The sequence below is a fragment of the Halorubrum sodomense genome (assembly GCF_900111935.1).
Lineage (GTDB): Archaea > Halobacteriota > Halobacteria > Halobacteriales > Haloferacaceae > Halorubrum > Halorubrum sodomense.
Genome location: NZ_FOYN01000003.1, coordinates 750,425 through 774,148, shown reverse-complemented (window position 1 = coordinate 774,148; position 23,724 = coordinate 750,425). Strand labels below are relative to the sequence as shown.

General features: G+C 70.8%; 21 protein-coding genes and 1 rRNA gene. 8 read left to right on the top strand and 14 right to left on the bottom strand.

Annotated elements, in window-relative coordinates:
• Nucleotides 1-76: 76 nt before the first annotated feature.
• Both rrf and BM286_RS13200 read left to right on the top strand, forming a co-directional pair.
• Nucleotides 77-198, top strand: a 5S ribosomal RNA gene (rrf, locus tag BM286_RS13205).
• A 484-nt stretch (nt 199-682) separates the two neighbouring features.
• Nucleotides 683-1,357, top strand: coding sequence for a hypothetical protein (locus tag BM286_RS13200; protein ID WP_092923312.1), 675 nt, complete (start codon nt 683-685; stop codon nt 1,355-1,357).
• A 25-nt stretch (nt 1,358-1,382) separates the two neighbouring features.
• Here BM286_RS13200 and BM286_RS13195 read toward each other — a convergent pair whose 3' ends face one another.
• Entirely contained in the window at nt 1,383-1,685 is a 303-nt protein-coding gene (locus tag BM286_RS13195; protein WP_092923185.1) for a hypothetical protein, read from the bottom strand.
• 138 nt (nt 1,686-1,823) lie between these two features.
• Between BM286_RS13195 and BM286_RS13190 the strand changes: the two genes are divergently transcribed.
• Entirely contained in the window at nt 1,824-2,711 is an 888-nt protein-coding gene (locus BM286_RS13190) for a DMT family transporter (protein ID WP_092923182.1), read from the top strand.
• 60 nt (nt 2,712-2,771) lie between these two features.
• Nucleotides 2,772-4,349: a sensor histidine kinase gene (locus tag BM286_RS13185; protein ID WP_092923179.1), complete on the top strand. Its 1,578-nt coding sequence runs from the start codon at nt 2,772-2,774 to the stop codon at nt 4,347-4,349.
• Nucleotides 4,350-4,385: 36 nt separating this feature from the next.
• Here BM286_RS13185 and BM286_RS13180 read toward each other — a convergent pair whose 3' ends face one another.
• Nucleotides 4,386-4,886, bottom strand: coding sequence for an SRPBCC family protein (locus BM286_RS13180; protein WP_092923176.1), 501 nt, complete (start codon nt 4,884-4,886; stop codon nt 4,386-4,388).
• Between the two features lie 92 nt (nt 4,887-4,978).
• On the opposite strand from BM286_RS13180, the gene BM286_RS13175 reads away from it, so the two are divergent.
• Complete coding sequence (locus BM286_RS13175; protein ID WP_092923173.1) at nt 4,979-5,905, top strand: DNA-3-methyladenine glycosylase family protein; 927 nt, start codon at nt 4,979-4,981, stop codon at nt 5,903-5,905.
• 92 nt (nt 5,906-5,997) lie between these two features.
• Nucleotides 5,998-6,513 (top strand): DUF555 domain-containing protein, encoded by a 516-nt coding sequence (locus BM286_RS13170; protein WP_092923171.1) that lies wholly within the window; start codon nt 5,998-6,000, stop codon nt 6,511-6,513.
• A 67-nt stretch (nt 6,514-6,580) separates the two neighbouring features.
• Here BM286_RS13170 and BM286_RS13165 read toward each other — a convergent pair whose 3' ends face one another.
• The 9 genes from BM286_RS13165 to BM286_RS13125 form a co-directional block, all read right to left on the bottom strand.
• On the bottom strand, nt 6,581-6,814 hold the full coding sequence (locus BM286_RS13165) for a UPF0058 family protein (protein WP_004598519.1): 234 nt from the start codon (nt 6,812-6,814) through the stop codon (nt 6,581-6,583).
• Nucleotides 6,815-7,092: 278 nt separating this feature from the next.
• Nucleotides 7,093-7,272 (bottom strand): DUF7836 family putative zinc-binding protein, encoded by a 180-nt coding sequence (locus tag BM286_RS13160; RefSeq protein WP_092923168.1) that lies wholly within the window; start codon nt 7,270-7,272, stop codon nt 7,093-7,095.
• Between the two features lie 89 nt (nt 7,273-7,361).
• A complete protein-coding gene (locus BM286_RS13155; RefSeq protein WP_092923165.1) occupies nt 7,362-8,417 on the bottom strand; it encodes a transcription initiation factor IIB in 1,056 nt (351 codons plus the stop codon).
• A gap of 318 nt (nt 8,418-8,735) precedes the next feature.
• Complete coding sequence (locus tag BM286_RS13150) at nt 8,736-9,566, bottom strand: fumarylacetoacetate hydrolase family protein (RefSeq protein WP_092923163.1); 831 nt, start codon at nt 9,564-9,566, stop codon at nt 8,736-8,738.
• 27 nt (nt 9,567-9,593) lie between these two features.
• Nucleotides 9,594-9,941, bottom strand: coding sequence for a cupin domain-containing protein (locus BM286_RS13145; protein ID WP_092923160.1), 348 nt, complete (start codon nt 9,939-9,941; stop codon nt 9,594-9,596).
• Nucleotides 9,938-10,726, bottom strand: coding sequence for an SDR family oxidoreductase (locus BM286_RS13140; RefSeq protein WP_092923157.1), 789 nt, complete (start codon nt 10,724-10,726; stop codon nt 9,938-9,940). Before BM286_RS13140 ends, BM286_RS13145 begins: the two co-directional genes overlap by 4 nt.
• 111 nt (nt 10,727-10,837) lie before the next feature.
• Nucleotides 10,838-11,794, bottom strand: coding sequence for a mechanosensitive ion channel family protein (locus BM286_RS13135; protein ID WP_092923154.1), 957 nt, complete (start codon nt 11,792-11,794; stop codon nt 10,838-10,840).
• 109 nt (nt 11,795-11,903) lie between these two features.
• Nucleotides 11,904-13,217, bottom strand: coding sequence for a Zn-dependent hydrolase (locus BM286_RS13130; RefSeq protein ID WP_092923151.1), 1,314 nt, complete (start codon nt 13,215-13,217; stop codon nt 11,904-11,906).
• A gap of 130 nt (nt 13,218-13,347) precedes the next feature.
• The gene (locus BM286_RS13125; protein ID WP_092923148.1) at nt 13,348-13,677 is read right to left on the bottom strand and encodes a hypothetical protein; all 330 of its coding nucleotides are present in this window, start codon (nt 13,675-13,677) and stop codon (nt 13,348-13,350) included.
• A 138-nt stretch (nt 13,678-13,815) separates the two neighbouring features.
• On the opposite strand from BM286_RS13125, the gene BM286_RS13120 reads away from it, so the two are divergent.
• Nucleotides 13,816-14,028 (top strand): PLDc N-terminal domain-containing protein, encoded by a 213-nt coding sequence (locus tag BM286_RS13120; protein WP_092923145.1) that lies wholly within the window; start codon nt 13,816-13,818, stop codon nt 14,026-14,028.
• A gap of 52 nt (nt 14,029-14,080) precedes the next feature.
• On the opposite strand, the gene BM286_RS13115 is transcribed toward BM286_RS13120, so the two are convergent.
• The 3 genes from BM286_RS13115 to malA all read right to left on the bottom strand — a co-directional run bounded on the left by BM286_RS13115 (nt 14,081) and on the right by malA (nt 18,830).
• Complete coding sequence (locus BM286_RS13115; RefSeq protein WP_092923142.1) at nt 14,081-15,109, bottom strand: sodium:calcium antiporter; 1,029 nt, start codon at nt 15,107-15,109, stop codon at nt 14,081-14,083.
• A gap of 3 nt (nt 15,110-15,112) precedes the next feature.
• Complete coding sequence (gene malQ, locus BM286_RS13110; protein WP_092923139.1) at nt 15,113-16,603, bottom strand: 4-alpha-glucanotransferase; 1,491 nt, start codon at nt 16,601-16,603, stop codon at nt 15,113-15,115.
• A gap of 97 nt (nt 16,604-16,700) precedes the next feature.
• On the bottom strand, nt 16,701-18,830 hold the full coding sequence (malA, locus tag BM286_RS13105; RefSeq protein WP_092923136.1) for an alpha-amylase MalA: 2,130 nt from the start codon (nt 18,828-18,830) through the stop codon (nt 16,701-16,703).
• Between the two features lie 151 nt (nt 18,831-18,981).
• On the opposite strand from malA, the gene BM286_RS13100 reads away from it, so the two are divergent.
• The gene (locus BM286_RS13100; protein WP_174549014.1) at nt 18,982-23,718 is read left to right on the top strand and encodes a glycoside hydrolase family 15 protein; all 4,737 of its coding nucleotides are present in this window, start codon (nt 18,982-18,984) and stop codon (nt 23,716-23,718) included.
• Nucleotides 23,719-23,724: the final 6 nt, after the last annotated feature.

Here is a 23,724-nt window from a genome sequence, read left to right as displayed (position 1 = left end):
AACCAGACCGACACAGGCGTCCCTCGCTCGAGAGCGCGACGAGAGAGGGTTTCGGTTCGAGTCCGAGAGTCGGCGTAAAGGCGGCCAAAGCGGTGGGGGAACACCCGTACCCATTCCGAACACGGAAGTTAAGCCCACCAGCGTATCGTGAAGTACTGGAGTGAGCGATCCTCTGGGAACCACGAGTCGCCGCCTGCCCATTCATACGGGAGTGATCTCCCACCCGAGCCCACGGACCGCACGTCCGTGGGCTGTTTTCATACACAGAGCAACCGCACCCGACCGCCGTCTGCTGGGCCGCGACGAGCGCCGCCGTCTGCTGGGCCGCGACGAGCGCCGCCGTCAGTCGGCTTGACCGTTCGGTTCCGCGGCGACCCCGCCCGGCAGCGAGTACCGGTTCTCCGAACCGCGTACGGCCGATCGGCCGTCTCCTCGTCGGAAGTCATATCAGTACTGATAGAATCATCCGTAAGTTTATCAGTTCTGTCGGTGAAGCTAACGTATCATGGAGGGACCGAACGGCACGAACACCGCGACACGCCTGTTCTGCGGCGATCGCCCGTCGGTTCGCGACGGGATTACCTCGGACCGTGTCGTGTCCGTGTTGTTCGGAACGGACGTCGAGGCCTGGCGAAGCGGCTGGGATCGAACCCCGGCGGGGCCACCGAATCGTGAGGCGGTGGTGGACGCGAGCGACATCGCCCGGAGCGGGGCCGTCGCGTCGACACAGGTGGTGCCGAGCGGCGGACTCGCGCACACGGTGCTCGGCCGTACCGCTGACGGTGAGCGCGTTCTCGACGCCGTTGCGGACCATCTTGCGGGCGCTCCCCCGGGAACGGTCGACGTACTGATCGACGACCTCACGCCCGTCGCCGCTCGAGGTGGTGTCGATTCCGCGGCCGCGTTCGCGGACGGGCTGCTCGACCGGTTCGAGGGACGAACGGGTCAGATCGCGATGGGATGCTCCTTCGAGGGGTCCGCGGAGTTGCTGTCGCGCGTCGGCGGCCGCGTCGACACGGTCGTCGGTGCCGACGACGCGGTAGCGGCGGTCGAGCGGCTCTATCGGGACGATCCCACGACGTTCGGGTACGTTCGGCGCCACTGGGCCGAGGCCACACGGGGTATCGAGACGTGCGATCGCAACTATCCGCAGTCGAAGCAGGTCCACGCCGTGCTGCCGGCCCCGGAGACGACGCCGCGAACGCTGGGAGCGACGCTGTCGGGGTTGGTCGCGCTCGACGCGCTCGAAACCTGGGGCGACACCGTGGGGCCGACCCGATACGATCTCACCGCCTACCGACCCGAACGGACGTGGGCCGTCGGCGCCGCGCTCGCGGCGCGCGTCGCTGACGACTGACGTGACTCGTGGGGAACTCGATCCGTTACCCTTCCGTGTCGTCTCGACCGTCGGACTCAGCGAGGCGGTCGAGGTCGGCCTGTACCACGGTGCCGTCCGGCTCCAGCGTCACGCTCCCGAGGGGGGCCGTCTCGCCCGTGTCGTACCGAGCGGCGACGGCTTCCAGGGTCGAGCGTCGGTCGAGTCGTTCCCACACGGCCTCCGCGACGAGCGATTGGAACGTCTCCGGGTCGGTCCATCCGGCGTCGATGTCGGAGGGGACGCCGACGACGACGCGGAGTTCCGTCTCGGCGACGCGGATCCCGACGCCGAACGTGTCCGCACACATGAGCCGTCGTTCGCGTCGCGGAGTGAAATCACCGTCGGCGTCGCCCGCATCTCGGACGCCGGCCGGGTGAAGACCTCGTCGCCTCGGTGCGCTCTCGAAACCGGTAAGCCCCCGCCGCGCGAACGACCGCGACGCTCGATGACCTCGAAGCCAGCGGTGTCACCGAAGGCGGGGCTGGCGGCCGCGGTCGCCGCCGTGAGCGCGGGTGCCGTCCTCGTCCGCCTGAGCGAGGCGCCGAGCTCCGTCGCCGCGTTCTATCGGGTGCTGTTCACGACGCTGCCGCTGGCTTCGGTCGCGGCGTGGCGGTACCGCGGGGAGTTGGCTCGGATCCGGCCCCGAGACCTCGCGTTCGCGGCGCTGTCCGGGGTCGCGCTCGCGGTCCACTTCGCGGCCTGGTTCGAGAGCCTCCGCTGGACGAGCGTCGCCGCGAGCGTGACGCTCGTCCAGGCGCAACCGGTGTTCGTCGCGCTCGGCGCGTGGCTGCTGTTGCGCGAACGCGTCACGCGTCGGATGGCCGGAGGCATCGCCGTCGCCGTCGGCGGGATGGCGGCCATGTCGGTCGGCGACTTCCTCGGCGGCGTGGCGGTCGGTCCCCGGCCGCTGTACGGGAACGCGCTGGCGCTTGCGGGCGCGGTCGCCGCCGCGGGCTACGTGTTGGCCGGGCGCTCGCTGCGCCAGCGCATCTCGCTGGTCCCGTACGTCACCGTCGTGTACGGCGTCTGCGCGGTCGTTCTGCTCGCGTTCGTCCTCGCGGCGGGACACTCGCTCACCGGATACCCGCCGCGGGAGTGGCTCCTGTTCGCCGGGCTCGCGGCGGGACCGGGACTGCTCGGTCACACCGTCCTCAACTGGGCGCTCGCGCATCTCGATTCGAGCGTCGTCTCCGTCTCGCTGCTTGGGGAACCGGTCGGCGCGACGCTGCTCGCCTTCGCGTTCCTCTCGGAGACGCCGACGCCGGCCACCGTCGCCGGCGGGTGCGTCGTCCTCGCGGGTATCTACGTCACCGCGACCGCGAACCGGGCGTAGCGTTTTCAGCGCCGATATTTTGGGGTAAACGTTGAAACCCTCCGAGAGATCGGATCGGGTATGGACCGGCGAACGGTCGTCGCGTTCGTGGGCGACAACCGGGTCGCCGGCGAGCGCGTGTCCCGGGCGGTCGACGCCGCTTGGAAGGGGCCGAACGGACCGGCGCTTCGAACGCTCTCTCCGATCGATATCGGCATCGGCGCGGAGGGGGGAGACGAGGCGCACCTGAACGCCGCGTGTGGCGTCGTCGTCACCGCTGCGGCGACGACCGAAGACGCCGTGACGGAGCGGCTCGCGGCGCTCCCGTCGAACGTACCGGTGATCGGGCTCGTCGAGGACCCCGCGACGCCGGCGATCCGAGGGCTACTGTCGGCCGGCGTGGACGACGTGGTCGACGTCGAAGCGACTGACCCCGCCGAGGTCGACGCTTCCGGCCCCCTCGCAGAGCGTCTCGCGAGTCGGGTGAACCCCGACCGCGTCCGACTGGGAGACGACGACGTCGCCCGTCTCTCGGAGGTGCTGCTCGACGCCGGAACGACGCTGATGAGCACTCGCACCGACGAGGTCGAGACGAAGATCGAGTGGACGATGGAGAACGTCGGCGAACACGCCGATCTCGACCGGATCGTCTGCTATCGAGAGGACGACGGCCGGTTCGTCCCCGCGTACGGCTGGTCTCCTCACGGCTTCGATCCGGCGCCGAGACCGTTCGAGGACTTTCCGGGGTCGGAGCGACTGTCGACGTTCGGCAACGTCGCGCGCGCCGCGGCCCCCGCCGCGGACTTCGACGGCGAGGCGGCCGAGACGGGGGTCGGGGGGCCGCCGGCGACCGTTCACGTCCCGCTCGTCGTCGACTGGGAACTGAGCGGAATCGTCGCGTTCGAGTCCGACGACTGCCGCGTCTGGACGGAGGACGAAATCGATCTGTACCGCACCCTCGGGGATCTGGTCGCACACACGATCGCGCGAAACGACCGCCGGGCAGCGCTCCGCCGACAGGCGGAACAGCTCGAACAGTTCAGCGCTGTCGTCTCACACGACCTCAGGAACCCGCTCAACGTGCTCTCGGGCTATCTGTCGCTCTCCGAGGACGAGCTTACGCCGTCGCGCTACGACGCCATGAGCGGCGCGGTCGACCGCATGGAGACGCTGATCGACGACCTCCTCATGCTCGCGCGACGCGGCGAGGCGATCGGCGAGACGGAGCCGGTTCCGATCGCGGCCGTCGCGGAGGAGGCGTGGCAGTCGGTACGTGCGCCGGACGCGGCACTCACGATCGCGGACGAGGTCGGCCACGTCGAGGCCGATCCGAGCCGGCTCCGCCAGGCGTTCGAGAACCTCTTCCGGAACGCGATCGACCACGGCGGTCGAGACGTCGCGGTAGAGGTCGGTCCGATCACCACGGACGACGGCGTCGACGGAATGTACGTCGCGGACGACGGTCCCGGAATCCCGGTCGAAGTCGCCGACGCGGTCTTCGATTCTGGCGTCTCCTCGGCCGACAGCTCCGGGATCGGGCTGGCGATCGTCGACCGGATCGTCGAGGCGCACGAGTGGGAAATCGAGGCTCGAAACGACGACGGCGCCGTCTTCGAGCTCACCTTCGGGAGCGACGCGGCTCCCGTCGCGTCGACGTAGGAACCCGGACTCGCGGTCGCGGGCGCTACAGCCGGGTCAGTGCTCCGAGAACCGCCGGACCGTCCGCCGGTGTCGGTCGCGGAACATCCCCTCGAATCCCACTTTCGCTGCCGGGCCCGCGACGTCGCCGAGCGGTCCGAGCGGCAGTCGATACGCGACCGTGTCGACGAGCAGGGTCTCCTCGCCGTCGGCGTAGAACGCGTGCGTGTGTTCCCAGCGACGGAACGGTCCGTCTTCCATCTCGTCGACGAACCGGGCGGAGCGCTCGGGTGTCGTCTCTCCCTCGGGCTCCCGCTCGACGATCCGGGAGGTCCACCGCTGACGCGGACCGGCCCCGAACGGGCGGATCGACATGCGTATCGTCGATCCGGCGAGGAGGACCTCGGGGCCGGGCGAGCCGTCCGGCCCCTCGACGCCGCCGATGCGGAGGCGCATCCAGTCCGGAGTGAGTTCTCGCAGTCCGTCGACCGTGGAGTGGAACTCCCACACGTCTTCGATCGGGGCCGGTACCCGGGTCGTCCGCCTGTACGTCGGCATACGTCCGGTAGGGCGCGGGCGGACAAAAAGCCGTCCTCGGCGGCGGTTTGAGACCGAAACCCGCATGCCTGCGCGCACCGTGACTGGAGACGATGGAACGCGGGGCGATCGACGTCGGCGACCTGGCTGGACCGTTCGACTTACAGGCGACCCTCGAGAGCGGCCAGAGCTACCTCTGGAACCGCGCGGACGGCGACACGTACGACGAACTCCACGCTCACGGCGGCGACGCGTGGTACGAGACCGTCGTCGATCCAATCCCTGAGGTGACCGAGGAGCGGGTCGCGGTTCGGGTCCGACAGGAGGGCGGCGTCCACGACGGCACGCTCCGCTGGGAGGCGTCGACTGACGCCGAACCGCTGTTGACCCACCTCCTCCGGCTCGACGACGACCTCGATGAAATCCTCGACGCCACCCCGGACCTCCCTCTCTTGGAGCGCGCGTACGACGCCTACGAGGGGATGCGGCTGACCCGCGACCCGGCCTTCCCCTGCCTGATCTCCTTCATCTGCTCGGCACAGATGCGGGTCGCTCGCATCCACGGGATGCAGCGGCGACTCCGGGAGACGTACGGCGACACGGTCGCGCTCGGCGACGGGGCGTACCGCGCTTTCCCCACGCCCGAGCGGTTGGCCGCGCGCACGGAGGACGAACTTCGCGACCTCTCCTTGGGCTACCGCGCCCCCTACGTCCGGCGGACCGCGGAGATGGTCGCGAGCGGTGAGGCCCATCCGCGAGAGGCGGCCGACCTCCCCTACGAGGAGGCCCGCGAGTCGCTCAAGCGATTCGTCGGCGTCGGGGACAAGGTCGCGGACTGCGTGCTGCTGTTCTCGCTCGGTTTCCTCGAGGCGGTCCCGCTGGACACCTGGATCCACACCACCATCGAGGAGTATTACCCCGACTGCGACCGCGGGAGTTACGCGGCGACCTCCCGCGCGATCCGCGAGCGGTTCGGCGGCGAGTACGCCGGCTACGCTCAGACGTACGTGTTCTACTACCTCCGCGCCGGCGGCGCGTGACCGGCGCGATCGTCGGGGACCGACCGGACCGGCCTCCGCGACCCGGCCGCGGCCGAAGTTTGATACTCGCTCGCGTGGTACTCTCGCCCGTGATGGACTGTCGAGTCGTCGTCGAGGCCGCGGTCCCGGTGTACGACGTGGAGACCGCCGACGAGGCGGTCCGGATCGCCATCTCGAAGACCGGAGAGATGCTCAATCCGGACCTCAACTACGTCGAGATAGACACCGGAACGCGGACGTCGCCGAGCGGCGAGGAGCTCGACCCGGCGTTCGTCGCGGCCGACGAGGCGCTCGTCGCCCTGGAGCTTCAGATGGACGTGTTCAACGTCGACCGCGACGAACACGCCAGCCGCGTCGCGCGCAAGGAGATCGGCAAGCGCCTCCGGAACATCCCGCTCACGGTGCTGTCGGTCACCGAGATAGATCCCGAGGAGAGCGACCGGGCCGAGGAATCCGCGACCGCGGACGGACGGTCTGTGACGGGCGACGACGCCGACCGCGACGACGAGCTCCCGTCTCGCGACGGCGAAGAACGCGACGGCGTGGAACGCGATGACGTAGAACGGGGCGACGTAGAACGGGGCGACGTGGAACGCGACGACGGATAGTCGAACGCGGTCGCTGCGCTACGCGCGGATCGGGTCGGTCGACGAGGAGCAGTACGCAGTAGACGTCTCAGTCGGCCGTCGGGGCCAGCGGCTCCGATTCGGACGACTCCATCGGCTCGGTGATTCCCTCGGTCAGCTTGAAAACGGCCGCTTTGTGGTCGGTCTTCGATTTGTGAATCGATGTCGGTTTGACGCCCAGTTCCTCGTAGGCCTCGAGGTCGACATCGTCGTCCCAGAACTCGCACTGTTTTCGTACCTCCGCGAGGAGACCGTGAAGATGGATGAGCTCCTGCTTCTTCATGAGTACCAGTCCTTTGCTACCGGAGGTTTATATTACTATCTTGAGTAACGTTACCACACTGTTCACGTATTCCGTGAGTAGCGGGGCGATAACGCGGTTTCTCGATAGATCGATCGGGATCGTTTTCGAACGTTCCGACGACGCGGGATCGACGATCGCGGCCGACAGACGCTCAAAAACGGCCGACGGACTCTAAGACGCCCGACGGACGCTCAAAAACGGCCGACGGACGCACTAGGAGATCGCCGGACTCGATCCGACGAGATCGGCGGACCGGTTCACTGAAACTGCCTGACGGCTTCGAGGTCGCGCTCCGTCCGCATGAACTCGGTCAAGCGTCGGGTCGCGTGACACGCCGAACAGCTAAAGTTAGACCGAAGGTCCTGAAGGTCGGCGGGATTGTCCTGCCAGTTCTTGCCGCACTCCGGACAGACGAGTCTGACGAACGCGTCAACCATGTCACCCCGTACAGCGGGCCGCGTTAAAAACGTGTGTGGCGGCCGGGGTAGCGAGTCGATTCCGCGCGCCACATCGGTCGTGTGCCGGATCAGGCGTTCACGGTGCCGCTCGCGTCGAGCAGTTCCTTGTACCGGTTCCGGATGGTGACTTCCGAGATGTCGGCCACGTCGGAGACCTGGCTCTGCGTCACCTTCTCGTTGGTGAGCAGCGCGGCGGCGTAGACGGCAGCGGCGGCGAGTCCGACCGGCGACTTGCCGCTCGTAATCCCCGCGCTCGCTGCGTCGTCGAGCAGTTCGCGGGCGCGCCGCTCGGTCTCGTCCGAGAGGTCGAGCCGCGAGACGAACCGGGGAACGTAGCTCGTCGGATCCGCGGGCTGGACGCGCAGGCCCAGTTCGCGGACGACGTAGCGGTACGTCCGCGTGAGTTCCATCTTCTCCACCCGCGAGACCGCCGTGAACTCGTCGAGGCTTCGGGGGTTACCCACCTGCCGGGCGGCGGCGTACAGCGACGCGGTCGCGACGCCCTCAATGGAGCGACCGGGCAGGAGGTTCTCGCCCAGCGCGCGGCGGTAGATGACGCTGGCGGTCTCGCGGACGTTGTCCGGGAGGCCGAGCGCGCTGGCCATGCGGTCGATCTCGCCGAGCGCCTGCTTCAGGTTGCGCTCCTTGGAGTCGCGGGTGCGGAACCGCTCGTTCCAGGTGCGGAGCCGCTGCATCCGGCGTCGCTGTCGCCCCGAGAGCGACTTGCCGTAGGCGTCTTTGTCCTGCCAGCCGATGTTCGTCGAGAGCCCCTTGTCGTGCATCATGTTCGTCGTCGGGGCCCCGACCCGGGACTTGCTGTCCCGCTCGCCGGCGTTGAACGCGCGCCACTCCGGCCCGCGGTCGACCGAGTCCGCCTCGACGACGAGCCCGCAGTCGCTACAGACCGTCTCGCCGTGTTCCGTGTCGGTCGCGAGCTGGCCGCCGCACTCCGGGCAGGTCGTGGTCCGCTCGCTCTCGCCCGTCGTCTCCTCGACGGTCGTCGACTCCTCGCCCGTCCGGTCCGGCTCGGTTCGCGTGCGCTCTCCGCTCGCGGACGCGTCGCTGGGATCCGCTAGCCGCTCTCGTTCCGTCCCGCCGTCGCTGTAGGTGTCTGTTTCTGTCATGGATCTGCTCCGACGATCCCTCGACGAAAATACAGCGAGGTCCGCGAATCGCCAGTCTGTTAACGTGTAGTTAGTCGCGAGAGTATATAAATATATCGTGTACTGATTGACAGAAAACAGACGAGAGCCGCCCGAAAACGGGTTTAGACGGATGAAACGGCCCGTTCGGTGGACCCTCGTGGATCCTCGGAGATCGGAAGCGATCGGAGACGGCAGGCGTACCGTCGTATATATTTTTTCCTCTCGGCTCGTTCCGATACGGCGACGGCGGCTCGCCGTCGGCGGCCGATCACCGATCCGCGACGACCCCTTCTCCGGTCACGACCGCCGCCCGGTCACCGACGCCGACACGGAGCCGATCGATTCGACGGTCGCGCGCACCTCGTCGCCGGGTTCGATCGGCGCCGCGCTCGGGGTCCCGGTGCTGAACAGGTCGCCGGGACGCAGCGTCGCTACCTCGGAGTGGAACGAGACGATCTCGGCGGGCGGAAACAGCATGTTCCGCACCTCGTTTTCGGCCGCGACCTCGCCGTTGACCGTCGTCGTCACCGTCGCGTTCGAGAGGTCGACCGATCCGTCGGGGATCGCGATCGCCGGCCCGACGACGAGGAACGTGTCGTAGCCCTTCGCGCGCGTGAGGAACCTGGGGTTCCGTCGGAGCACGTCCTCGGCGGTCATATCAATGACCGGCAGGTAGCCGGCGACGACGTCGCTCACGGTCTCGGTCGCGACGGAGCGGCACTCGCGACCCAGCAGGACCCCCAACTCCGCCTCCGCGGTGACACGTTCGCTCTGCTCGCTCGGCGGGAGACGTATCGGGCCGCCCGGCCCCGTGAGCGCCGTCGACGGCTTGGTGAAACTCGCCGGCTCGTCCGGCCGCTCCTCGTCGAGGTCGCCGGCGTGGTCGGCGTAGTTGAGACCGATCCCCCACAGCTTCCCGAACCGCTCCAGCGGCGGCCCGAACGTCAGGTTCTCGGTCGGAACGCGCTCGGCGGGCGCGTCGTCGACGCTCGGGAGGTCGCCCGCGGCCGCCAGCGGGAGGGCGTCGCGGACGGTTCCCGCCCTCGGCTCCGCCGCCGCCAGCGGCACGTACCCCTCGTCGTCACCGAGCAGCGGTCGGCCGGTCGCGGAGCGTGCGAGGTACTTCACGCGACGAGTCCCCCGTTCACGATCGGGTCACTCCTCGCGGTCGGTCCAGAAGTCGAACGAGCGTCCGGGCGCGAACACGTCGAGCCCGACCGCCCGCTCGTCGCCGGTATTCTCGACGCGGTGCGGCTCGTTCGGCTCCAGGTAGACGGAGTCGTTCGGGCCGAGCGTCACCGATTCGTCGTCGGTGACGACGGTCAGTTCGCCGTCGAGACAGAGACACACCTGCTCGTTCTCGTGGTCGTGGAGCGGCGAGGAGTGATCCGGCGGCTTCTCGAACCACTCGAACGAGAAGCGGTCGCTGCCCGCCATCGACACCCGTCGCCAGCCCGCCTCCGGCTCGTACGTCTCGGCCTCGTCGAACGGGACCGACTTCATAGGTTCGCGCCCGTGGCGCCGCCGTCGATCGGCAGGGCGGTGCCGTTGATGAACCCGGACTTCGGGGACGAGAGGAACGCGACGGTGTTCCCGAGCTCCATCGGGTCACCGATGCGTTCGAGGGGGTTGCCGGCCCACTCGTCGAGCCCCTCTTCGTAGGAGTCGTACTCGCCTCGGTCGACGGCGTCGTTCACGAGATCGCGGATGCGAGACGTCTCGTGTGGCCCGGGTAACACGGCGTTGGCTCGGATCTCGGGCGCGAACTCCTTCGAGAGCGTCTTCTCGAGTCCGATCACGCCCATCCGGACGGCGTTGGACAACACGAGGCTGTCGAGCGCCTCCTTCACGCTCCGAGAGGTGATGTTCACGATGGTGCCGCCGTCGCCCTCGCGGAGGTGCGGCTCGGCCTCGCGCGCGAGTCGGACGACGCTCATCACGAGCAGTTCGTACGCCTCCTCCCAGTCCTCGTCGTCCGTCTCTAAGAACGCTCCCGAGGGCGGGCCGCCCGCGCTCGTGACGAGGTGGTCGAGCCCGCCGAACTCGTCGACGGTCGTCTCGACGAGCGTCTCGACGTCGTCCGGGTCCGTCAGGTCGCCGGACTGGGAGACGACCTCGCCGGTCGCGACCGATTCGATCTCCGATCTGGCGTCCGCCAGCCGCTCCTCGTCGCGGCCGTTGATCACGACATCGACGCCCTCGCGGCCGAGCGCCTTCGCCGACGCCTTGCCGAGTCCGCTCGACGACGCCGTGACGAGCGCCGCGTTTCCCGCTATCTCGAGGTCCATGTGATAGCTGTGCGCGGTTACCGTGGAAAGCGTTTCCCCGGAGGCAATCCGGCCGCCTTCAGATCCCCTCCGCGGAGGGTTCGCCCGCGGCCGCGACTCACCGACTCCGACTCACCGACTCCGACTCACCGGAAACGCGACGCGGTCCGGATTCTCGTTGAACCGCTCCAGAATCCGTTCGTACAGCCGATTTTTCACGCGCTGCCCGCGTCGCGGGTGCGTGAGGTACCGGACGCGGAGTTCGACCCACGACTCCTCCTGTCGGACGTTGACGCTCGGGCCGTCGTTGACCTCCAGTTCGACGGGCGTCTCCGCGAGCGCCTCGCGGTAGGCGGCGATGCCGTCGGCCATCTCCCGGCCGACCAGGTCCGTCGCCTCCTCGATCATCAGCGAGCGCGCGAACTCCAGGTCCGTCTCGTAGGCGACCTGGACCGCGACCTCGTTCCAGACGTACGGCGACCCGCCCCCGCCGAAGTTGACGACGTTCGACGAGAGGACGACGCTGTTCGGGACGGTGACGACCCGTCCCGAGGGCTGGTTCGTCGTCACCAGTTCGCCGTTGATCTCCCACAGCGTCGTCACGAGGAAGTCGACCCCGATCACGTCGCCCTTCGCGTCGTCGATCCGGACCCGGTCGCCGACGCCGAACGGCTGCTTGACCGCGATGTACACCCACGCGATCAGCGACAGCAACGGCTGCTGGAGCGCGAAGGTGATCGCGAACCCGATGACGCCGAGCGAGAAGAGGAGCCCGAGCCAGTTCTCCGTCGCCACCGCGGGCGTCGCCACCGTCCCGACGACCCCGAACGCCAGCCGGAGCAGGTTCCGGACGTTGTGCGCCCGGCGCTTGTTGGCCGACCGCGTCAGCACCCGGACGGCGAGCAGGTAGCTCCCGTAGACCACTCCCGCCACGGCGACGACGAGCAGCGACCGGCCGACGACGGTCGGCGCGGGGTACCCGCCGATCGGCGGCCAGTTCGCGAGCGCGTCGGTCGTCCCGGCGACGGTGCCGGCGGCCCCCGCCAGCAGCCCGACCGCGAGCGACGCGAGTCCGAGTGGACGTCTCACGCTCGCCGCTCGCGGCCGCCCGGCAAAACGGTTGTGGCGTCCCGGGGAGTCGGGTCGCGCTTCGCCGCGACGCGGTGGTTCTCCCGAGGGCCGCTCCCCTCGTCGACCGTCATCGATCCCCGGCCGCGACGCGGGCGAGCGCCCCGGCGAGCACCTCGGTCGCGGCGGCGCAGTCGTCCCAGTCGGTCCACTCGAGCGGGTTGTGCGAGACCCCGTCGCGCGAGGGGGCGAAAAGCAGCGACGCGTCCGTGACGCGCGCGACCCGCATCGCGTCGTGTGCGGCACCCGAGTGGAGGTCGATCGCCTCGCGTCCGGCCGCCTCGGCGGCCTCGTGGGCGGCCTCGCGCAGGCGGTCGCTCATCGGCGTCGGCGCGACGTCGAACGGGCGCTCGAACTCGGTCTCGACCCCCCGGTCGCGCGCCAGCCGCGCCAGCGAGTCGCGCGCGGCGTCGACGATCGTCTCCATCGACTCGGCCTCGACGTCGCGAACGTCCACGCCGGCCTCGACGCGCCCGGGCACGACGTTCGTCGCGTTCGGTGCGACCGACAGCGAGCCGACGGTGCCGACCGCGGAGGGCGACGACGACGCGACGACCTCGTTCGCGGCGGCCTCGACGTCCAGCACGAACTCGCTCGCGGCCGCGAGCGCGTCGGTGCGCTCGTCCATCGGGGTCGCGCCCGCGTGGTTCGCCTCGCCCTCTATCGTCGCCTCGCAGTGGGTGATCCCGGTGATCGTCGTCACGACGCCGGCCGCCGCGCCCGTCGACTCCAGCGTCGTGTCCTGTTCGACGTGGAGCTCGTAGAACGCCGCCCAGGACTCGGGGCCGATCGTCGCCGCCTCGCCGTCCGCGTCGGTCGGCGTGGCGGCGTCGACCGCGCTCCCCCCGCGGTAGCCGATCCGGTCGAGCGCGTCGCCTAGCGTCTCCCCGTCGGCGTTCGACAGCGCGAGCGCGTCGTCGAGCGCCAACTCGCCGGTCGCGACCGTCGAACCGAGCAGTCCGTTCCCGAAGGTGCCGCCCTCCTCCTCGGTGAAGCTGACGACCCCGACCGGGCGGTCCGGCTCGAATCCGTCGTCGCGCATCGCGCGGACCGCCTCCAGCGCGGCGTACACCCCGAGCGGCCCGTCGAAGATGCCCCCTTCGGGGACGCTGTCGAGGTGGCTCCCCGAGACGACCGGCGCCGCGTCCGGATCGGCGCTCTCGGGGGTCCACGTCCCGAGGACGTTTCCGACGGCGTCGACGGTGACGTCGAGGCCGGCGTCCCGGAAGCGCTCGACCAGTCGATCTCTGGCCCGCCGGTTCGCCTCGGTCCCCGTCCGGTTCGTTCGCGCGTGCGCCTTCGGATCGTCCGTCTCGACCCGCCCGAACGCCGCGTTCGCCTCGATGTCCGCGCGGAGTCGCTCCGCGTCGACCGAGAGGTCCATACCGAGACCGGGCGCCGCGGGATCAAAACGGTTCGGTCTCCGGTAGTCGCGCCGGGAGACCGGCCGCGCACGAGCGTCCGGCCGCGGGCGGCCCCCGGTCGGCGGCCGGTTCGCGGGCGTCTCGCCTCGCTCACTCCGCGCGCCGCGCGAACCAATAGCCGGCCGATCCCAGCCCGAGACCGGCCGCGAACCCCCGTCTCGCTGCCGCCTCGTCGACGGAGCGGTCGATCGCGACCCCGAGCGCCGTCCACGCCAGCGCGACGACCAGGCTCCGGCCCGGACCGGCGCGGAACCGCCGACAGCCCGCGACCGCTCGCGCGTGACGATACAGGTAGCCGGCCGCGAACCCGGCCGCGAGCGAGCCGACCCGCACCTCGCCGTCGACGGTCCGCGACAGCGCGAGGAGGGCGCCGCCGAGACACTCGACCCCGGCGCCGACCGCGCGCACCGCGTTGACCATGCGATGCGTTCGCACTAGTCGCGGATATCGGTTTCGTCAGGGGTCGTCAGGGGTCGTCAGGGGTCGTCGGAGGTCGTCGGGGGTCGTCGGGGTCGATCCCAAAAACACTTGACTGCGGCCGTTGTGGTGTCAGGCGGTATGTCCCCGTTGCTCCTCCAAGGCGCGGCCGCCGGCATCGCTCTCCTGATCGGGCTCGTCTTCTTGGTCGTCCACCTCGCGATGATCGCGTGGACGTACTCGGACGCGGAGTCGCGCAGCGATCACCCGCCGATCCTCTGGGCGCTTATCGTGTTCTTCGCGCCGGTCCTCGGGATCCTCCTGTACTTCGTCATCGGGCGGAACTCCTACTGAACCGGACGACGCCGGTCGCCCGCGGGCGACCGACCGCGCTGGCGCCGCGGGCTCACACGCCCTTGAGTACGCTCGTCGCCCCGACGCTCTCGGCGACGACCCACGCGACGAACAGCCCGTAGGCGACGAGCAGCGCGTACGACTCGCGTTTCTCGAGCGCGAGGCTCGTCCGGAGCGTCACGAAGAGGAGCACGGTCGCGACGGTCAAGACGCCGAGCATCGGCACCGCCGTCGAGAAGTTGACGTCGACCTCGCCGACGATCAGCACGCCGAGCGGGATCGCCACGAGCAGGTCGAAGGTGTTCGACCCGAGGACGTTCCCGAGGCTCGTCGCGCCGCGGTTCTCGCGCGCGGTCCGGACGCTCACCAGCGTGTCCGGGAGGCTCGTCGCGGCCGCGACGATCGTGACGCCGGCGAGGAACTCGGGGACCCCGAACGTGGCGCCGAGCGACTCGACCGACGCCACGAGTCGCTCGACCGTGACGACGATGACCGCGAGCCCGGCGAGCAGCTTCGCCCACTCCCGCCCGACGTCGACCCCGTCGCGAACGCGATCCATCTCGGCGTCGTCGACGTCCTGGTACTGAATGAAGAGGTAGAGCGCGTACAGCGCGAGCGGGATGACCGCGAGCGAGCGCGGTATCGTCCCGACGATCGGGTCCGACGAGACGGGGAAGTAGATGGCCGCGAGCGCGAACGTCACGACCAGCACCGAGACGGCGATCATGTAGAACTGCGCCTCCTTGTACACGATCGTCCGGTTGGCCTCCAGTTCGCCCTCGCCGCCGATCCCGGCCGCTGCCGGGATCACGAGGATGTTGAAGATGGCCGAGCCGACGAGCGCGCCCACGCCCATGTCGAAGACGCCGGTGAGGGCGGTGACGATCACGCTCACGAGCTCCGGGAAGCTCGATCCGACCGCGACGACGATGGACCCCTGGACCACCGCCGGAAGCCCGTAGTAGCCGGAGAGGGTCTCGGCGGCCTCCTCTAACCACCCGCTACCGAGCCAGATGAAACCGGTCGCCGCGACGATCGTCACCACGTGGACGATCGGCGCGTCGGGGAGGACTCCCGTCACGGTTCACCGCACGTGCTTGCCCGCCAGCTCCCACAGTTGCTCCGCGATCGCGTCGTCGAGCGCGTCGCGGGTGACTCGCCACTCCCAGTTGCCAGCCAGCGTGCCCGGCTCGTTGAACCGCGCCTCGCCGCCGAGCCCGAGGAGGTCCTGGAGCGTCGTCACCGCCAGGATCGCGTCCGAGGCCCAGACCTCGTCGATGATCGCCCACTCCGGCGGATCGTCGGGCTCCGCGCCGACGTTGTACCGGAAGCAGTCGCGCTGTTCGGCCGGCAGGTCCTCGAAGTAGCCGACCCACGTGTCCGTGTCGTGCGTCGAGGTGTAGCCGACGACGCCCTCGCCGTAGTGCATCGGCTGGTACTCGTTCCCCGCCGCGCACCAGTCGGCGTACTGCGGGACGCGCATGCCGGGGAAGCCGAACTCGGCCATCAGTTCGTCCATCGCCGGCTCCTCGAAGCCGAGGTCCTCGGCGATGAAGGGGGCCTCGCCCAGCTCGCGTTCGACCGCCTCGAACAGGTCGCGCCCCGGCCCCTCGCGCCACTCGCCGTCCGCGGGGTCGTCGCTGTCGGCGGGGATCGCCCAGTACTTCACGAACCCGAGGAAGTGGTCGAGCCGTGCCACGTCCGCGAGCTCGAACAGGCGGCGGAACCGGTCGAGCCACCAGTCGTACCCGGTCTCGGCGAGCCGCTCCCAGTCGTACAGCGGGTTCCCCCAGCGCTGGCCGGTGTCGCCCGCGTTCGGTGGGACGCCCGCGACCGCGGTCGGGCGATTCCCGTCGTCGAGCCGGAACGCCTCCGGGCTCGCCCACACGTCCGCGGAGTCGAGCGCGACGTAAATGGGCACGTCGCCGACGATCGACACCCCCTCATCGGCCGCGACCGCGCGCAGGTCGCGCCACTGGCGGTCGAACGCCCACTGGACGAACTCGCGGAAGCGGACCTCCCTCGCGTGTTCCTCGCGAGCGTCGGCCAGCGCGTCGGGGTCTCGCGTCCGCAGCGCCTCCGGCCAGTCGGTCCAGACGTCCTCCGGCCGCGCGTCGGAGAGCGCCCGGAACAGCGCGTAGTCGGCCAGCCACGGCTCGCGCTCGCGGAACGCGTCCAGGGCCGCGCGGTCGGCCTCGCTCGCTCGCTCCTCGAACCGCTCGAACGCGGTCCGCAACAGCGGGAGCTTGTACTCGCGGACCGCGTCGTAGTCGACCCGGTCGGTCGGGAAATCGGGCACCGGCTCGAGGTCGGCCGCGTCGAGCCAGCCGTCGTCGACGAGGCCGTCGGGGTCGACGAAGAGCGGGTTGCCGGCGAACGCCGACGGCGACTGGTACGGCGACTCCCCGGCGGCGGAGATCGTCGGTCCGATCGGGCAGATCTGCCAGTGGTCGACGCCGGCGTCACCGAGGAACGAGAGGAACTCGCGCGCGCCCTCGCCGAGGTCGCCGATCCCGTACGCCCCCGGCAGCGAGGTGACGTGACAGAAGACGCCGTCGGAGCGGTCGAATCGCATACGCCCCCCTGCGATCCCCACCGACTCAAGCGTTACGTCCGGGCGGATCGCGGCCGAGTGCGACTCCCGGGACGAACGACCGGGGCGAGACGGCCCCTTACTCCCCGGCCACCGGCACCACCGCCACCTCGTCGACGCGGATCCGCTCGGTCCCCTCGGCGTCCTCGACGAGGCACGCCTCGCCCGTGACCAGGTCGCGCTCGCCGTGGTCGATCTCGACCGCGACGCTCGCGTCGTCGGGCGCGAAGTTGAGGACGACCACGAGGTCCTCTTCGCCGTCGCTCCGACGGAACGCGACCACGTCGTCCGGGTGAACGTCGCCGCTGGCGACGACGGGCCGCTCCGAGAGGTCGCCGCTGGCGACGTGGTAGTCAACGCGCGAGAGGTCGCCCGCGGGGCCGAGCGCCGGGTGGTCGCGGCGCGTTTCGAACAGGCGCTCGTAGCGGTCGCGGACGTCTTCGCGCGCGTGGTCCCACGCGATCGCGTCCCGACGGCCCCGCTGGCCGATCTCCTGGCCGGCGTACACCATCGGGACGCCCGGCAACGTCATGATCGCCGCGCCCGCGGCGGCCGCGGCGGCGTCGCCGCACTCGACGCGGTAGCGGGTCTCGTCGTGGTTCTCGATGTACTGGAGGAACTCCGCGTGGTCCGGGAACCCGATCTCGGCGCGCTGGTCGACCGCGTCGAGGACGGTGCTGGCGGGCTCCGCGCCCCGCCCCACCTGCCGGAGCTGGAAGTACAGCGTCGCGTCGAAGTGGACGTCGAACATCCCCTCGTGGAACCCGGGGATGTACGGGATCGTCTCGTCCATCAGGAGGAACTCCGAATCGATGTCCTTCACGCGGTCGCGAAGCTCGCGCCAGAACGAGTCGGGCACGGCCCACGCCATGTCGCAGCGGAACCCGTCGACCAGCGGCGCCCACTCGTCGATCACGTCGAGCAGGAACCGCCGGACCTCGAGGTTGGCGTGGTTCAGGTTCGCGATCAGCTCCCAGTCGAAGTAGGTGCCCGGCTCGCCCGACGCCTGCCACTCGTAGCGGTCGCGGTACGGGGAGTCGGGGTTCTGATACGCGTCTTGGAACCACTCGTGGTCGCGCGCGGTGTGGTTGGCGACGAAGTCGAATAACACTCGGATCCCGTTGTCGTGCGCCGTCTCGACGAGCGCCTCGAACTCCTCGCGATCGCCGAGGTCGTCCGCGGTGTCGAAGAAGTCGACGATGTTGTAGCCGTGCGGCTTCCCGTCGTGGCCGAGGACCGGCGTGAGCCACAGCGTGTCGACGCCGAGGTCCGCGATCCGCGGGATCCGCTCCGCGATCGCGTCGAACGCGTGTCCCTCCTCGGCGTCCGCGAAGGTGCGGACGAACACCTCGTACACGGAGGCCTCGTTCGTCCACGCCGGGGGCTCGTTGAGCCGCACCGTCTCGAATTCCGGGGTGTCCGGGGTCAACACGGCCTCGCCGCCGCCGGCCTCGTCGACGGCCGACGGGCCGTCGTCGACCCGCACCACCGCGGCCGCGTCCGCGACGCTGACCCGCGGGTCCTCGCCCGGATCGCGCGCGACCGCGACGGCGTGAACCCGGAGTCGGTCCGGAACCGCGTCGAGCGACACCCGGAGTTCGCGGCCGTCCTCGCTCGCGCGGAGCGCGTCGCGGGGGTTCGTGCGTCCCGCCGCGACGGCGGCCTCGATGTCGCGGTCGTCGACGACGAACCGCACGGCCAGCTCGCCGGCCTCGAGCGTCGAGTCGGGGTTCGGCGTCGGCACCGCGGTGAACACCGCTTCGCCGGCACGCCCTGCGTCCGAATCGTCGGGGCTCTCGCCCGCCGGCGCCGCGTCGCCGTCGGACGCGACGCTCGCGTCCACCCGCACTCGCGGGCGACCGACGCCCTCGTGCTGCTCGCGGGCGGCGTAGTCGATCGGCTCGTCGTCGACGTCGCGGTCGCGGATCGCCGTGCCGCTCCCGCCGGCGACGTCGACGCCCGCGTAGCTCGCGGCGAACGCCCGAACCGTGAGCAGGTGATCGCCGTCCGGAGCGTCCAGCCCGAGCAGGTAGCGCCCGGGTACGTCGGGCGTGAACTCGGTCACGGGCCCGTCTCCGACGGTCGACTCGCTGCCGGGCGGCGCGTCCGCGACGCGCCACGCGTACGCGGCGTCCGGGTCCGGGTCTCTCGGTGCCAGCTCCGTCGTCTCACCGGTCGCGAGGAAACGCGGGGGTCCGGGATGGTGCATGTGACGGTCATCAACGCCCGGGGTCTTCGGTGTTGCTCTTGGTTCGGCCGCGTCCGGCCCGATATCGCCCCCATCTACCCCCGCTCTCGCGCCGCGATCGGTTCCTAGCCGCGGTCGTCAAGGCTTTTACTCCGGCAGTCGCAGAGCGGGTATGCGACTGCGCACCGCCCTTACCGAACACGAACGTCGGCGCGGGGAGCGGTACCCGGCGGAACACTCGATGACCGCCGGCGCGTTCACCGGCGACGACGGACGGCTGGTCCACGTCGGGCCGGACGGGACCGTCCACGACTGTTCGTACTCCCTCTCGGGAGTCGGCGGCGCCGACCGGCTCCGGATGGGGATCACCGCCGGGCGCGGCGTCCGCTGGTTCGACGACCTCGAGACGACCCGCCAGCACTACGACGGCGACACGCCGCTCGTCGAGACCGAGTACGACGCCGGCCGCTACACCATCCACCAGTTCGACCTCGTCGTGAGCGACACGCACCTCACCCACGTCGAGCTCCGCGGTTCGCCGCCGGCCGACGCCGAACTCGTCGCCGCCTACGCGTTCTCGCCCGACATGGTCGAGGGGCGCGTCGGCAACATGGTCCACGAGGCTGCCGGTCCCGCCGACGGCGGCGTCGTCGAGGTGTACCACCGCACGGAACACGACTTCCTCACCGCCTCGACGGGGCTCTCGAACGCCCACGGACAGCGGCTGCGGACGATTCCGGAACTGCTCGGCGAGGCCGACGACGGCTTCCCGCACCGCGGCGAGATCGACCGCCGCGAGGACTCGCGGCTCACCCCGGACGTCGTCGTCCGCGCGCCCTTCGAGCGCGAGGGACGGACCGAGCGCGTCACCCTCGCCGGCCGGGCCGTCGTCGACCGCGGCGGCGCCCGCGACACCGGCGACGACGCGAAGGACGCGCTCACGGACGGCATCGACCGCCAGCGCCGCATCGAGACGGTCTCGAACATCGCCACCGCCTACCCGGACGCCGACGAGCTCCGCGAGGCCGCCGACGGTCGCGGACCCGACGTTCCCGAAGACGCTCCCCGGCGGTCGGTGATCGCGAGCGACCTCCGCGCGCTCGACCTGCTCACGGCCGAGTCCGGCGCGCGGATTGCCGCCCCGGAGTTCGACCCCTTCTACTCTACTTCCGGCGGCTACGGCTACACCTGGTTCCGCGACGAGGCGTCGGTGTCGACCGCGCTGCTCGACGCGAGCGAGGAACTCGGCCTCGACGCCGACGAGGAGCTGCTCGCGACCGCGAGCTTCTTCTGTCGTACCCAGGACGCCGACGGCTCGTGGCCCCACCGCGTGTGGGCCGACTCCGGCAAGGTCGCGCCCGGCTGGGCGAACGCCCGTATCGAGGGCGCGAACGGCACGCCGGGCCCGAACGATCAGCTCGACCAGCCCGCGACGGTCGTCGCCTTCCTCGCGACCCTCCGCCGCGAGGCGGACCTCCCGACCGAGTGGCGCGACCGGATCGACGAGACGATCGCCGACGGCGTCGACTTCCTCTCGGAGACGACCGAGGACGACGGGCTTCCCCGCCGCTGTCAGAACTGCTGGGAGAACGCGCTCGGGCGGTTCACCCACACCGGCGCCGAGTACCTCCGGGCGTTCGCCGCCGTGGCGCGCGCGCCGGTCGACGAGGACCTGCGGGCCGAGGCGGCAGACGCCGCGGAGGCCGCCCTCTCCGGCCTCGACGCCCGTTGGAACCCCGAGACGGAACGGTTCCTCCAGCGCGCCAGCGAGGGGAGCCGGGACGCCCGCGCCGACGCCAGCACCTTCGCGCTCGCCACCGCCGCGGCCGAGTACGCCGCGCTCCTCGACGACGAGACCGCGACCGGCGGCAGCGACTCCGCCGCGACCGACGGCTCCGGCGACTCCGCCGCCATCGACGGTGCGGGCGCCGGATCGATCGAGTCCGTCGCCGCGAGCGAGTTCGACCGCTTCCTCGACCGCGTCAACACCCACGTCCGGCAGTCCATCGACGCGCTTCGGCGCGAGACGTCCGCCGTGGAGGGGCTCGTCAGGTTCGCCGGCGACGACTGGCGCACGGCCGAGCAGGGCGCCGCGAAGGTGTGGTCAATCGCGACGCTGTGGGGCGCGACCGCGGCGGCGACGCTCGCGGGCGTCGTCGAGGAGCGCGGCGGCGCGTCGGGGCCGCTGTTCGCCGACGCCCGCGAGCTGTACGCGCTCTGCGAGCCCGACGGTCCGTTCACCAACGAGGCCGGACTGTTCGCGGAGCAGGCGTTCGACGACGGGGACCTCGACAGCGCGACCCCCATCGCGTGGTCGCACGCGCTCCGGATCGACGCCACGGTGACGCTCGCGAGCCACGGGGAGCTCCCGGTCCCGCACGACCGCGAGACCGGGCCCGAGGCGGCGCCCCACTGGACGACCGGTCGGAAGTTCGGCGTCGGAACCCCCGCCGACTACGAGGCCGACGAGCCGGTCCCGGTGTGGTTCACGCTCACCGAGGGGGCGCTCACCGAGGCGCGGTTCCCGCGGATCGACGTGATGAACGTCCGGACGTTCGACTTCCTCGTCGCGGACCCCGACTCCGAGTACGCGGTCCGCACGTTCGACGAGACGGACCACGTCACGGCGACTGAGACGGTCGAGCGCACGACGGAGCCGGCGGCCGACGACGCGCTCGCGTACGTCCAGACGATCCGCGAGACCGGCGACGCCCACGGGCACGGCTGGACGCTCACGGTCGAGTACGCGGTCGACACCGACGGGACCGCGATCCTCGCGGACGTCCGGTTCGAGGGGCGCCGCGAGTACGACGTGTACGCGCTCGTCGACGCGACGGTCGCCAACGTCGGCACCGACGACCGCGCCGAGCGCGTCGCCGGCGACGACGGGGCGCACCTGCTCGCGCGGAAGGACGACCCCGACCGCGACGCGGGCAAGCTCGTCGACGACGACGGCGAGCCGTTCGACGTCGCGCTCGCGCTGGCGAGCGGCGACGGGTTCGACTGGGCGAGCGCGCTCGCGGCCGGCGGCGAGGCGGCCGACGCGCTGTTCGGCGACGGCGACCCCGGCGAGGAATCGACCGCGGCGGTCGGCAACGTCGTCCTCGCCGGGCTCGTCGGCAGCGGCGAGGCGATCGCGGACGCGGTCGCGCTCGGGTTCGCGGAGGAGTCGGACACCGCGGCCGCGCTCGGCGAGGCCGAGGGGGCGCTCGCGCGCGGTTTCGACGACGCCGCGGACGCGTACGCCGAGACGTGGCGCGCGTGGCTCGCTGACCGCGACCTCCCCGACTCGGTCGCGGGCGACCCGGAGCTCGCGGCGCAGTACCGGTTCGCGCTGATGACGTTGGCGGCCGTCGAGGACAAGACCCACGACGGCGCGGGGATCGCGAGCCCCTCGGTCCCGTGGGGCGAGACCGAGTACGCCGCGGAGGACCGCGGCTACGGCTACAACTTCGTGTGGTCGCGGGACCTCTATCAGGTGTTCACGGCGCTGATCGAGATCGACGAACTCGACCGCGGCGCCGACGCCTTGGCGTACCTGTACAACACTCAGCAGGACGACGACGGGTTCCTCCCGCAGAACACCTACATCGACGGCCGGACCCGCTGGGGCGGCGAGCAGATGGACAACATCGCGTTCCCCTCGGTGATGGCCTGGCAGCTGTACGAACGCGGTCTGACGCTCGGCGAGGCGGAGTACAGTTACGAACAGGTCAGCCGCTCGCTCGATTACATCGCCGCCAACGGCCCCGAGACGGCACAGGAGCGCTGGGAGGAGGAGGCCGGCTACTCGCCGTCGAGCATCGCGGCCGAAATCGCCGGACTCGTCTCCGGCGCCGCGCTCGCGCTCGCGGAGGCCGACCGGCGTGAGGCGTCCGGGAGCGAGGCCGCCGAATCGCCCGACTCGCTCCGCGCCGACGCGCTCGCGTGGCTGGCGCTCGCGGACGACTGGGCGGCGCGCGTCGAGGAGTGGTGCGCGACCGCGACCGGGACCGACCGCCATCAGGAGACCCCGTACTACCTCCGGATCACGGCCGACGGCGATCCCGAGGCGGGGCGTCCGCGCACCATCGCCAACGACGGGCCGACCTACGACGAGCGGGAGATCGTCGACGGCGGCTTCCTCGAACTGGTCCGTCTGGGGATCAAGCCCGCCGACGACCCGATCGTCCGCAACTCCGTCTCCGTCGTCGACGACTCGATCCGGGTGGACACGCCGCACGGCGCCGCCTGGTATCGGTACGTCGGCGACGCGTACGGCGAGATCGCGGTCGGTGACCCCGGCGCGCCGTGGGCCGGCACCGGCGACGGCCGCGGGCGTCTCTGGCCGATCTTCACCGGGGAGCGCGGCGAGTACGAACTGCGCGCCCGCGCCGACGGTCCCGACGCGTTCGGCGGCACCGACGACGAGGCGCTCGAACCCGAGGCGCTCCTGGAGACGATGGCCGGCTTCGCCAACTCCGGGCGCATGCTCCCCGAGCAGGTGTGGGACCGCGAACACCCGACGAAGTACGGCTGGGAGTTCGGGGAGGGTACCGGGGGGGCGACCCCGCTCGCGTGGTCGATGGCCGGGTTCATTCGGCTGGCCCACGGCGTCGACGCGGGCGAGCCGATCGAGACCCCGACCGCGGTCCGCGACCGGTACGTCGAGCGCGACCGCCCGGAGGGTCCCGACCTGACCGCCACCGCCGATTTCGTCGAAGACGCGGTCGTCGTCGCGGGCGAGACGGACGCCGAGCTCGTGGCGGTCCACACCAGGGAAACGTCGCGCATCGCGACGCCCGACGGCGACGGCGCGTTCGAGGTCGACCTCGACGCCGCGACCGACGTGAGCACCGTCGTGGTCGCGGCCGCGACCGACGACGAGTTCGAGGCCGCCGGCACCGAAGTCGAGCGGTTGCGGCTGTAGCTCGCG